Genomic DNA, 10461 nt, shown 5'->3' on the forward strand with positions numbered 1-10461 from the left:
GCAGCTCGCCGGGGCGTCCGTTCGCACGCGGACGCCCCGGCACCCCTCCCGCTCCCTCTCCCGGATTGGCAGAGCCATGACCAGCACCGCAACCGTCCGCCGGCCACCTGCCGCGTTGACGTTCAGACAGAAGCTGAACCGCTTCGACTACCGCGCCTCGCCGTACCTGTACATCGCGCCGTTCTTCATCCTCTTCGCCCTCATCGGCATCTTCCCGATCGTCTACACCTTCAACGTGTCGCTGTACGAGTGGCATCTGTTGAAGGGCCAGGGCGACTTCGTCGGACTCGACAACTACGTCTCCGTCCTCTCGGACCCGTTCTTCTGGAACGCGTTCGGCAACACCATCAGCATCTTCCTGCTCTCGGCGGTGCCGCAGCTCGTCATCGCGACGCTGATCGCCGCCCTCCTCGACCAGACGCTCCGTGGACGCACGTTCTGGCGGATGAGCATCCTGCTGCCGTACATCGTGGCGCCGGTCGCCGTCGCGGTCATCTTCCTGCAGATCTTCAACCAGTACCACGGACCGGTCGCCGGCCTCCTCGAGCTCTTCGGGCTCGACCCGATCCGGTGGGCGTTCGACGTCTTCCCCTCGCACGTCGCCATCGCGAGCATGGTGAACTGGCGGTGGACCGGCTACAACGCCCTCATCCTCCTCGCTGCGATGCAGGCGATCCCTCGGGACGTCTACGAGTCCGCCGCGCTGGACGGCGCGAACAAGCTCCGACGGTTCTGGTCGATCACGATCCCGATGATCCGCCCGACGCTCATCTTCGTCGTCATCACCTCGACGATCGGCGGGCTGCAGATCTTCACGGAACCGAAGCTGTTCGATCCCCGGAGCAACGGCGGATCCGACCGGCAGTTCCAGACGATCGTCCTGTATCTGTACGAGCTCGCCTTCCCGAGGCGGGACTTCGGTCGAGCATCCGCCACCGCCTGGATCCTGTTCCTCGTGATCATCCTCGCGGGCCTGATCAACTTCGCCATCACCAGGGCCATCCGGACGAACGACGCACGTCCGGTGCGGATCCCGAAGGTGCGCGACACCCTCATCACGACGCGGTCCGTCAGCACCAGCCCGGCCCGCTCGCGTTCGACGACCACGAGCACCACCGACCAGCGAGGCGGACGAGCATGAGCACCCTGATGGAACGCACGCGGACCGAACCGACCGCGACCACGGAGGCCCCGCGGTACCGCAAGGGCAAGGACCACGAGCGGCCGGGCATCCTCACCTACGCCATCCTCATCGCGTTCTTCGCCATCTCGGCGTTCCCGTTGTGGTGGTCGTTCGTCATCTCGAGTCGGCAGTCCTCCGACACGAACCTCGTGCCGCCCGCCGTCCTCCCCGGCCCGAACTTCCTCGGCAACGCGGCGAAGGTGTTCGAGACCGCCCCGTTCCTGCAGGCGCTCGCGAACAGCGTTATCATCTCGGGCGCGATCACGGTTTCGGTGGTGTTCTTCTCGACCCTCGCCGGCTACTCCTTCGCGAAGCTGAAGTTCCGGGCCAGCAACGGGCTGCTCCTCGCGGTGATCGCCACGATGGCGATCCCCACCCAACTCGGCATCATCCCGTTGTTCATGCTCATGGCCGAGTGGGAGTGGGTGGGGACGCTCCAGGCGGTGATCCTGCCGGGGCTCGTGACCGCGTTCGGTGTGTTCTTCATGCGCCAGTACCTCGTCGACGTCATCCCCGACGAGCTCATCGAGGCCGCGCGCGTCGACGGCGCGTCGATGTGGGGCACCTTCTGGCATGTCGCGCTGCCGGCCGCCCGACCGGCGATGGCCGTCCTCGCGCTCTTCACCTTCATGGCCGCGTGGACCGACTTCCTCTGGCCACTCCTCGTCCTCGGTCCGCGGAACCCGAGTGTGCAGACAGCGCTCGCGGCCCTGAGCGCGAGCGGCGGACAGACCCCGGACCACTCACTCGTGCTCGCTGGCGCGGTGCTCTCGGTGATCCCGCTGCTGATCCTCTTCGTCCTCGCGGGGAAGCAGCTCGTGGCGGGCATCATGCAGGGCGCGGTCAAGGGATGACGCCCGCGCCGCATACAGTGTCTTCACACCGGCACGACTGAGGAGACACACCATCGACACCGAGACGGACTCCACCGTCCCCACGCTCATCGCGGTGGCAGCCCTCGCGGGCGTCTCCAAGTCCACCGCCTCCCGCGTCATCAACGGGTCCTCCCAGGTGACGCCGGAGGCGGTCGCGTCCGTGACCGCCGCCGTCGAGCAGCTGCACTACGTCCCGAACCGCGCGGCACGCAGCCTCGTGCGTCGGCGTGCGCAGACGATCGCGATGGTCATCCCGCAACGCACCGCCGAGTTCTTCGCGGACCCGTACTTCGCCGAGGTCATCCAGGGTGCCGCGATGTACGCGTCGTCGACCGACTACACGCTGACGCTGCTGATCGAATCCGACGTCGACCCGGACAAGACCCGTCGGTTCCTCACCGGCGGCAACGTGGACGGCGCGCTCGTCCTCTCGCATCACACGAGCATGCAGGCGTACGCGAAGCTGTCGACGTCCCTCCCGGTCGTGTTCGGGGTGCGGGCGCTCGAGGAGACGACGCCACCTGGACACGTCGTCGACGTCGACAACGTGGAGGCGGGCGCCCTGGCGACCCGGCGTCTGGTGGAGGCCGGTCGGTCCCGCATCGCCACGATCACCGGCCCGCTCGACACCGCGGCCGGTATCGACCGCCGTGCCGGGTGGCGGCGCGCACTCCTCGAGGCGGGACTCGAGCCGGGACCCGAGGAGGAGGGTGACTTCACGCCGACGAGCGGCGCGCGCGCGATGGAACGGCTCCTCGCGGACGGCCGGCAGGTCGATGCGGTGTTCGCGGCGTCGGCGCAGATGGCGACCGGAGCGCTCGGGGTGCTTCGAGACCGGGGGATCCCGGTGCCGGCGCAGATCGCCATGACCGCGGTCGACAACAACGTGTTCGCCGTGGACGCCTACCCAGCGTTGACGACCGTGGACCTGCACACGGCGGACAAGGGTGCGCTGCTCGTCGAGACCCTGCACCGCCTCATCGCAGGAGAGGAAGTGCCGGAGACGACCACGATCCCGATCGACCTCGTGGAGCGCGCCTCGGTCTGATCCCCGCCAGGGCTCGTAGGCGGGAGTCGTCGCACCTGACTGCACTTACTAGAATTTCACACTTTTGTTTCAGTTGGTAGTTTGATATATTACTTTTCATGACCACGATCTACGAAACCACGCGCCGCACCGAAGATTCGCGCATGCTCGCAGCTCTCGTGTCCGCCACGTTCCTGCTCGACGCGCTGATCGTGTTCGGCATCGGCTTCATCCCCGGCGTCTCGCCGCTCGAAGACGGACCGACGGCGATGACGGCAGCGGTGCTGACCGCCGTCCTCTTAGCCGTTCAGCTCGTGATCGTCGTCGTGATGGCACGTGCCGCCCGGGCCTCCATCGCCTGAGGGCATCGCTTCGGCGAGGTGCTCAGAGATGGATCTGCGTCTTCGGTCCGCCGGAGCTCGCGCGGGGGAGTCCCTCGGCGAGGACCCGCGGCACCTCGTCCAGGGTGATGACGGTGCCGATGAGTCGGCGGATCCGGTCACCCATGAGCGCAAACCGTCGTGCCGCCTCGTCGATCTCGGCCGAGCCGCCGAGCACCGCGTGGACGGCGGCATCGAGGGCGATGAGTCTGCCCGACGGGAGTCCGACGTCACCGTCGGGGACCCCGAGCAGCGCGATGCGGACGCCGACGGTGGCGTTGTCGAGCAGCCGACGCGTGACCTCGGCTGAGCCGGTCGCTTCGATGATCACGTCGAAGCGCTCGTCGCCGAGCGTCGCGGGGTCGCGGGTCTCGAGGCCGAACCCCGTGGCGAAGTCCCGGTCGGATTCGCGGCGCGCGGCGACGGCCACCTCGGCGCCGGCGTCCGCGGCGAACAGGGCGGCGAACATGCCGAGGGTCCCGGCGCCCCAGACGAGCACGCGGTCGCCCGGGCCGGTCTCGGTGAGTCGGATGCCGCGAAGCGAGCACGACGCCGGCTCGACCATCGCGCCCAGGTCCGCATCGACACCGGGTGGGAGGCGGTGTACGGCCCGCTCGGGGAGCACGAGGAGTTCCGCGAGTGCGCCGTCCAGCTGGCCGAGGACGCCGAGTTCGAGGTGGTCAGGGCAGCGGTGGTGGTGTCCGGCGGCGCAGCGAGCGCATGCGCCACACCCGATGAACGTGTCGCCGGTGACGAGGTCGCCCGGCCCCACACAGCTGACGCCGTCGCCCACGGCGACCACTCGGCCGGCCCACTCGTGGCCGGGCTGGAGCGGCAGGGTCGTCCGTCCGTCGGCGAGGTACGGCATGGTGCCGCGGAAGAGTGCCACGTCGGTGCCGCAGAGTCCGGCGCGCTCGATCCGGATGAGGACCTCACCCGGTCCAGCCGGTGGATCCGGTCGCTCGAGGACGGTGGCCTCGTTCGGTGCGGTGATGCGTACGGCTCGCATGCGGTCTCCTCGTCGTGACGGCGCTGGTCAGAGCGTAGTGGGAGGCGCGTCCGGGTTGCAGTGCAACAGTCCCCGTCGACCCGCATGCGGAAGGACGAGGTGTCCTCGTGGGCACTTCGACAAGCTCAGTGACCGGGGGAGGTTCACCGGAGACGTTCCGGTCCCTGAGCTTGTCGAAGGGCAGCTCGGTTGGGGCGCCTCGGTGGCCGGGAGAGGTTTACCGGAGACGTTCCGGTCCCTGAGCTTGTCGACGGGCGTGAGCGCGCGTCAGCTCACCAGGACGACTTGCCTCCACCTGCGACGACCGCGCTGGGCCGCTGCACCTCGGCGAGACGGGAGGTCCGGAGCGGCGTCGTCTCCCACCAGGCGTCGAAGGTGCCGGACGCCGGGTCGATCTCGAGGTGCATGCGGTGGGGTGTCTCGATGAAGATCGCGTCGACGCGGAGGACCCGCGCTCCGTCCTCGTCGCCGGTGCCCCAAGCGGCACTCGCCGTGATCGGTCCGTGCGTCCGCCACGCACCGACACCGGGGACGAGCTCCATTCGGTCGTCGCCCTCATGCACGACCAGCACGATGTCGTCACCCTCGCCCGCCATCACTTCGAGTGCCGTCAGCTGTGCCAGGCCGGTATCGGCGGCGGCCGCGAACGTCCGTCCGGCGAGCTCGCGCAGGGACCCAGCCGCGCCGGTCTCGTCCGAGGCGTCGAGCGGCGGCAGGGCGAGCCCCGCCAGGCGTGCGAGCAGCGACTGATCGGCGTCCGAGGTCGGACTGCGGTCTGCGTCGCTGCGCTCGGCGGTCCCGAAGGCCGGCAGCAGGTGCTCCCACGCGGCGTTCAGCACGGCCTGCATGTCGAGACTCTGACCCGTGATCGCCAGGACGACGTCGTGCTCCGGCAGGACGACGCAGTACTGACCGTAAGCGCCGTCGCCGCGGAACCCGTGACGGGCCATCCAGAACTGGAACCCGTACCCCTGCGCCCAGTCCGACTCCGGGTCGTCGCCGTTCGCGATGTGGGATCGTGTAGCCTCGGCGACCCAGGCGGCCGGCAGCAGCTGCCGACCATCCCACTCGCCGCCCTGCAGGTAGAGCTGACCGAGCGCGGCGATCGCCTCCGTCGTCGCGTGCAGGCCGCTGTACCCGAGCTCGAAGCCCTCGTCGTCCTGCTGCCAGTCGAACTCGCCGATACCCAGTGGCTCGAGCAACCGCGGTCGCAGGTAGTCGGTGAGCGTCCCGCCCGTGACGCGCTGGACGATCGCCGCGGCCGTGTACGTGCAGGGCTGGTTGTACGCGAAGACGGTTCCCGGGTCATCGTCGGGTGGGAGGAGCAGGAAGCCGCGGACGAGGTTCGTCGGGTCGATCGCAGCGGCCCGCATGATCGTCTCCTCGCGGTGGCCGCTCGCCATCGCGAGCACGTGTCGCACGCGCATGGCGCGGCTGCGGGGGTCGGTGATCTCGGCGTCGAGCTCCGGGAAGTGGCTGATGATCGTGTCGTCGAGTCCGAGCAGGCCCTCCTCGACGGCGAGGCCGACGGCGGTCGAGGTGAAGCTCTTGCTCAGCGAGTACAGCAGGTGCACCCGATCAGCCGAGTACGGCGCCCACCAGCCCTCGGCGACGACGTTCCCGCCGCGCAGGAGCATCAGGCTGTGCGGTTCGACGTTCGGCGTGTGCTCGAGGGCCGTGATGAACGCCTCGATCCCGGCGGCGTCGACGTGCTGGGCGGACGGAGTGCTTCGCTGCAGGCTCATCCCTCCATGCTGCCATCTGCCGGCGGTGGGATCGACCCGACGCTCAGTCCTGGTCGGCGTCGAGCTGGTCTCGGAGTCCCTGGTTGATGTCCTCGAGATCGAGCACGCGAGCGATGCCGGCGAGGTTGACGCCGTCGTCGCGGAGGTCGGTGACGCGCTTGAGTCGCTCGATGTCGTCCTCGCTGTAGCGCCGGGTGCCACCTTCGGTCCGGGACGGGGTGAGGAGGCCTTTGCTCTCGAAGAGCCGTAGCGACGCCTCCGGGACGCCGGCGAGCTGGGCTGCGACGGCGATGCCGTACACGGGTGTCGCGCCGTCACGATCGGCCATGCTTGAGATTTCCTTTGAGCGGGTTGCACTGGATCAGGTTTCGGATGTATAAAAAATCTACACCACGAAGTACAGATCTAAACCCCCGGATCTGTGACTTCCGGGCACCGACAATCGATGAGCCCGATCCGTCATCGGGCGACAGGGAAGGAGAACACCCATGGCAATGACCCTCGATCCCATCAGCCAGCTCGACCGCTTCGCGGCCTCCGTACTGGACTCCGTGCGCGCACCCCGGCCCATGCCGGTGGACCTCTTCCGTGACGGCGACCGGTACATGATGGTCGCCGACCTCCCCGGCATCGACCCCGGATCCATCGACGTCGACGTCGACGGAGGTCAGCTGACCATCCGTGCTCAGCGCACGGCCGACAGTCGCGAGGGTGTCCGCTGGCTCGCACGCGAGCGCGGTGGCGGCCACTTCCTGCGGCAGTTCACCCTCGGCGAGGGAGTCGACCTCGACGGCATCACCGCGTCCTACGACAGCGGTGTGCTCTCCGTGATCATCCCGGTGAGCGAGCGTGCGAAGCCGCGGAAGATCACCGTCGACTCCACGACCGACCACCCGCAGTCGATCAACGCCTGAGCCGGGATCGGCACTCGAACTGGGATCGACGCCCGTCCGAATCGAACGAACCGAACGCCCCGCCCACGATCCGTGGGTGGGGCGTTCGCCCGTGTGCGACCGGCGGTCGGCATACTGGGGGCATGTCCCGCGTTCAACGGATCCTCGTAGCGTCAGCCCTGCTCGTGATCGCCGCACTCGGCCTGTTGGTCGCGGCGACGCAGACCACGATGATCTGGTACCAGGCGCCGGGTGCCGACGGCATCGCGACGGAACAGGTCGCGGTGTTCGAGCCGGCGGTGGTCGGCACCGTGATCGCCGCCGTGGCGGTGCTCGCGCTGCTCGTCCACCTGCTCGTCGTGATCCGGCGGGCGGTGTCCCGTTGGCAGTGGATCGTCGCGGTCCTGCTCGTGGCCGTGGCCGTGATCGCCGCGGTCCTCGTGTCCATCGCGGACCGGCCGGTGTTCTAGCGCACGTCGACCTCAGCTGAGCAGTTCGGCCAGCAGGGCCTGAGTCGTCTCCTCGCTCGCCCCGGGGGCCTGCAGGCGCACCCAGTCGTCGCCACGTCGAGCGTGCGCCGAGTGCTCGCTCCCAGCCGCATCCACGGCGCCGACCGGACTGTCCTCGCGAAGCACCCACGCGCCTCCGGGGAGCACCGTGAACCGGACGAGCTCGCGGGAGTCCGCGGACAGCAGTCGGCAGTCGAGTCCGCCGACCCGCTGGAGCGAGTCCTGCACGAGGTGGTAGCTCGGTGTCGCGGTGCTCACGTAGCTCGCGCCGGTGGCGGCTGCGCCGAGGTGTGCCGCCGCGGTATCCACCGGCAGCGCCGTGGCGCACGAGCGCGAGGTGGGCGCCGACGACGGGGGTGCGGCGGGCGCCGGAACCGGGGCTGCCGCGAGCGCTGCGCGAGCCAGTTCCTCTGTGCGCGTCCCGTTCGGGTCGTCGAGCCCTGCCGCATCGACCTCGATGAACCGCTCGCCGTCGAGGGCGTGGACGGAGCAGGCGCCGTCCGAGCACATCGTCCCGTTGATCTCGCCGACGCTCGCGCTCCAGTCGGTGTGCTCGTACCAGTGGTTGAAGGTTGCCCAGTGGTCGACACCCTCTCCGACGAGTCGGACGGTCAGTGAGGTGCCGGCCGCCTCATCGGCCCAGGCGCAGACGGTCCCGCCGTCCTGCAGGACCGGGGCGTCGTCGACGGTGAGCGGTTGCGGCGCGGCTGCGGCGCCCAGGAAGGATGCGACCTCCGCGTCGGGGACGAGCGCGTCGCAGGCGAGCCCCGGGAAGGTGGACGTCGGCGCGGGTGGGAGCGCCGCCGATGCATTCGGTGGGGATCCGGTCGGAGCCCCGGTGGGCACCCCCGACGGCGGCGCGCTACACGCCGCGAGGACGCCCAGCAGCGCGGCGATCGTGAGGACGCGTGCGCCACGTGCGACCGCGGGCACCGTTCGACTCAGCCCACTGCTCATCGTCGCCGGAACAACCCTCGCTTGCGGCGATGGAACGGCGGGACACTGGTCAGGAGATGCTTCGCGCCAGGCGCCACGTACATGACGTCGATCGGCACGCTCGCCGAGTACGTCGCGAGGGCGCGTGCGAGCGGACCGCTGATCGTCTCACGGGCGGTCGGGGCGCCGACGATGACGAGGAGGTAGCACTCGTCGAACGTGCCGCCCTCCTGCGGGGTGACCTTCCAGCCCAGCACTGCTTCGTCGACCTCGCCGTACTCGGCGAGGACCGCGGTCAGGGTCTCGGTCATCCCTGGTGGGATGCGAGCCGGCTGTCCCACCATGACCTCGGTCTCGTGCTCGACCACGCGTGGTGTGAGCACCGCCTCGCCGTCGAGCAGCTGGGCGATCTCGCCCGGGAGGAACTCCTTGCCGTGCGTGGAGTGCGGGTTCAGGACCAGCCTCGCGCCTCGGGTCATCTGCCACAGGACGCGGCAAGGGAGGGCGAGGAGGTGCTGTTCGAACGACGGGACGACCTGGAGCGTCTCCTGGAAGCGCGCCTTCGAGGTGTAGAACGGCTGCACCGAGCTGCCGTCCGAGTCGAGGAGGTCAGCCAGGGTCGCCATGCCGTCGTCGGTCACGGTCCCTGCCACGATCACGGTGCTCTCGAGGAGCGCCGTCAGGAACGCGGGGGCGTTCGAGCGGTCGTTCGCGGCTGCGGCGAGGAGGGCTTCGATGTCGGGAGCGTCGGGTGCGTCGTCGGCGGCAGGCATGCCAGCAGCGTATCCCGGCCGTGTGGGAAGGTGCGCGTGCTCAGCAGCAGTCGCAGGTGTCCGTGTTCTCCGAGGTGAGCGATGAGACCGGCCGCTTGCACGCGTCTCCACGCCAGGCTTCGATGCCCTCACGGACCGCGAAGCCGGCGATGACGAGGGCGGCGACGCCGTCCGCCCAGGCCCAGCCGAGGGTGCTGTTGAGGACCAGCCCGATGAGGACCGCGGCCGACAGGTAGGAGCAGATGAGCGTCTGCTTCGAGTCGGCGACGGCGGAGGCGGAGCCGAGTTCCTTGCCGGTCCGGCGCTCGAACAGCGAGAACGCCGGCATGATCACGACGCTGACCGCCGCGAGGACGATGCCGACGGTCGAGTGCTGGACTTCGGCGAACCCGAGCATCGAGCGGGCGGCGTCGACGCTCACGAACGCGGCGAGGCCGAAGAACGACAGGGCGATCACCCGAAGCGCGACCCGTTCCCGACGATGGGGATCGGGGCTCGAGAACTGCCAGGCGACCGCGGCGGCGGACAGGACCTCGACGATCGAGTCGAGACCGAAGCCGACGAGGGCTGCCGATGAGGCGACGGTCCCGGCCGACAGGGCGACGATGGCCTCGACGACGTTGTAGGCGATGGTCGCCGCGACGATCCAGCGGATCCGGCGCTGCAGCGTCGCGCGTCTGGCGGGGCTCAGCTGGGCGCGGAGACGGGGGCTCGGCAGGCCGACGGTGCTCACGCGCAGGTGCAGCTCTCACCCGAGCAGCAGGCGGGATCGACGACCAGGACGAGCCGGAGGAGGTCGTCGAGCGCCGGCGCCAGGTGGCTGTCCGCCAGGCGGTACCAGGTGTTGCGTCCTTCCTTGACGCCTTCGACGAGGCCGCAGCCGCGGAGACAGGCGAGCTGGTTCGACATGACCTGTCGGGAGACGCCGAGCGCGTCCGCGAGGTCGGAGGGGAAGGCCGGTGCCTCGCGCAGGGTCAGGAGGATGCGAGCCCGGGTCTCGTCGGACAGGGCGTGCCCCAGCCTCGCGAGCGCGGCGGTGTGCGTCAGGGTCGCGGTCGGCGTGATGGTGTCGGTCACACGAACGACAGTACACGAAATGCTGTATCAACCGAGCTTCGCGGTCGCCCGAAC

13 protein-coding genes are annotated in these 10461 nt (G+C 69.4%); 6 read left to right on the forward strand and 7 right to left on the reverse strand.

Annotated elements, in window-relative coordinates; genetic code table 11:
- The first annotated feature begins 76 nt into the window (after positions 1-76).
- From IFU30_RS02690 to IFU30_RS02705, 4 genes are all read left to right on the forward strand, one after another.
- Positions 77-1141 carry a carbohydrate ABC transporter permease gene (locus tag IFU30_RS02690; RefSeq protein ID WP_138946001.1) on the forward strand — a complete coding sequence of 355 codons (1065 nt, stop codon included), beginning with the start codon at positions 77-79 and terminating at the stop codon, positions 1139-1141.
- Entirely contained in the window at positions 1138-2037 is a 900-nt protein-coding gene (locus IFU30_RS02695; protein ID WP_079704633.1) for a carbohydrate ABC transporter permease, read from the forward strand. The genes IFU30_RS02690 and IFU30_RS02695 overlap by 4 nt, the downstream gene beginning before the upstream one ends.
- A gap of 94 nt (positions 2038-2131) precedes the next feature.
- Positions 2132-3106 (forward strand): LacI family DNA-binding transcriptional regulator, encoded by a 975-nt coding sequence (locus tag IFU30_RS02700; protein WP_342450792.1) that lies wholly within the window; start codon positions 2132-2134, stop codon positions 3104-3106.
- Positions 3107-3204: 98 nt separating this feature from the next.
- The gene (locus tag IFU30_RS02705; RefSeq protein ID WP_192004215.1) at positions 3205-3447 is read left to right on the forward strand and encodes a hypothetical protein; all 243 of its coding nucleotides are present in this window, start codon (positions 3205-3207) and stop codon (positions 3445-3447) included.
- Positions 3448-3469: 22 nt separating this feature from the next.
- Here IFU30_RS02705 and IFU30_RS02710 read toward each other — a convergent pair whose 3' ends face one another.
- The 3 genes from IFU30_RS02710 to IFU30_RS02720 all read right to left on the reverse strand — a co-directional run bounded on the left by IFU30_RS02710 (position 3470) and on the right by IFU30_RS02720 (position 6547).
- Positions 3470-4474 carry a zinc-dependent alcohol dehydrogenase gene (locus IFU30_RS02710; protein ID WP_192004216.1) on the reverse strand — a complete coding sequence of 335 codons (1005 nt, stop codon included), beginning with the start codon at positions 4472-4474 and terminating at the stop codon, positions 3470-3472.
- 272 nt (positions 4475-4746) lie between these two features.
- Positions 4747-6219 carry a serine hydrolase domain-containing protein gene (locus IFU30_RS02715; RefSeq protein WP_192004217.1) on the reverse strand — a complete coding sequence of 491 codons (1473 nt, stop codon included), beginning with the start codon at positions 6217-6219 and terminating at the stop codon, positions 4747-4749.
- Between the two features lie 43 nt (positions 6220-6262).
- Positions 6263-6547, reverse strand: a complete 285-nt coding sequence (locus IFU30_RS02720; protein ID WP_079704638.1) for a MerR family transcriptional regulator — start codon at positions 6545-6547, stop codon at positions 6263-6265.
- Positions 6548-6707: 160 nt separating this feature from the next.
- Here IFU30_RS02720 and IFU30_RS02725 point away from each other — a divergent pair, with 160 nt between their 5' ends.
- Positions 6708-7133 carry an Hsp20/alpha crystallin family protein gene (locus IFU30_RS02725; protein WP_071261327.1) on the forward strand — a complete coding sequence of 142 codons (426 nt, stop codon included), beginning with the start codon at positions 6708-6710 and terminating at the stop codon, positions 7131-7133.
- Positions 7134-7255: 122 nt separating this feature from the next.
- The gene (locus tag IFU30_RS02730) at positions 7256-7582 is read left to right on the forward strand and encodes a hypothetical protein (RefSeq protein ID WP_192004218.1); all 327 of its coding nucleotides are present in this window, start codon (positions 7256-7258) and stop codon (positions 7580-7582) included.
- A gap of 12 nt (positions 7583-7594) precedes the next feature.
- Here the strand turns inward: IFU30_RS02730 and IFU30_RS02735 are convergent, their stop codons facing one another.
- The 4 genes from IFU30_RS02735 to IFU30_RS02750 are packed head-to-tail and all read right to left on the reverse strand — an operon-like array spanning position 7595 to position 10407.
- Positions 7595-8554: a hypothetical protein gene (locus IFU30_RS02735; protein WP_192004219.1), complete on the reverse strand. Its 960-nt coding sequence runs from the start codon at positions 8552-8554 to the stop codon at positions 7595-7597.
- A 20-nt stretch (positions 8555-8574) separates the two neighbouring features.
- Positions 8575-9330, reverse strand: coding sequence for an enhanced serine sensitivity protein SseB C-terminal domain-containing protein (locus IFU30_RS02740; RefSeq protein WP_192004220.1), 756 nt, complete (start codon positions 9328-9330; stop codon positions 8575-8577).
- A 40-nt stretch (positions 9331-9370) separates the two neighbouring features.
- Positions 9371-10063 (reverse strand): cation diffusion facilitator family transporter, encoded by a 693-nt coding sequence (locus IFU30_RS02745; RefSeq protein WP_342450793.1) that lies wholly within the window; start codon positions 10061-10063, stop codon positions 9371-9373.
- The gene (locus IFU30_RS02750; protein WP_079000858.1) at positions 10060-10407 is read right to left on the reverse strand and encodes an ArsR/SmtB family transcription factor; all 348 of its coding nucleotides are present in this window, start codon (positions 10405-10407) and stop codon (positions 10060-10062) included. Before IFU30_RS02750 ends, IFU30_RS02745 begins: the two co-directional genes overlap by 4 nt.
- Positions 10408-10461 lie beyond the last annotated feature (54 nt).

Source organism: Plantibacter sp. CFBP 8798, from assembly GCF_014841195.1.
Classification (GTDB): domain Bacteria; phylum Actinomycetota; class Actinomycetes; order Actinomycetales; family Microbacteriaceae; genus Plantibacter; species Plantibacter auratus.

Excerpts from the sequence above, each read along its gene's own strand:
- IFU30_RS02715 (WP_192004217.1), bottom strand. The coding sequence starts at position 6,219 with ATGAGCCTGCAGCGAAGCACTCCGTCCGCCCAGCACGTCGACGCCGCC.
- IFU30_RS02740 (WP_192004220.1), bottom strand. The coding sequence starts at position 9,330 with ATGCCTGCCGCCGACGACGCACCCGACGCTCCCGACATCGAAGCCCTC.
- IFU30_RS02695 (WP_079704633.1), top strand. The coding sequence starts at position 1,138 with ATGAGCACCCTGATGGAACGCACGCGGACCGAACCGACCGCGACCACG.
- IFU30_RS02725 (WP_071261327.1), top strand. The coding sequence starts at position 6,708 with ATGGCAATGACCCTCGATCCCATCAGCCAGCTCGACCGCTTCGCGGCC.
- IFU30_RS02720 (WP_079704638.1), bottom strand. The coding sequence starts at position 6,547 with ATGGCCGATCGTGACGGCGCGACACCCGTGTACGGCATCGCCGTCGCA.
- IFU30_RS02730 (WP_192004218.1), top strand. The coding sequence starts at position 7,256 with ATGTCCCGCGTTCAACGGATCCTCGTAGCGTCAGCCCTGCTCGTGATC.
- IFU30_RS02705 (WP_192004215.1), top strand. The coding sequence starts at position 3,205 with ATGACCACGATCTACGAAACCACGCGCCGCACCGAAGATTCGCGCATG.
- IFU30_RS02710 (WP_192004216.1), bottom strand. The coding sequence starts at position 4,474 with ATGCGAGCCGTACGCATCACCGCACCGAACGAGGCCACCGTCCTCGAG.
- IFU30_RS02690 (WP_138946001.1), top strand. The coding sequence starts at position 77 with ATGACCAGCACCGCAACCGTCCGCCGGCCACCTGCCGCGTTGACGTTC.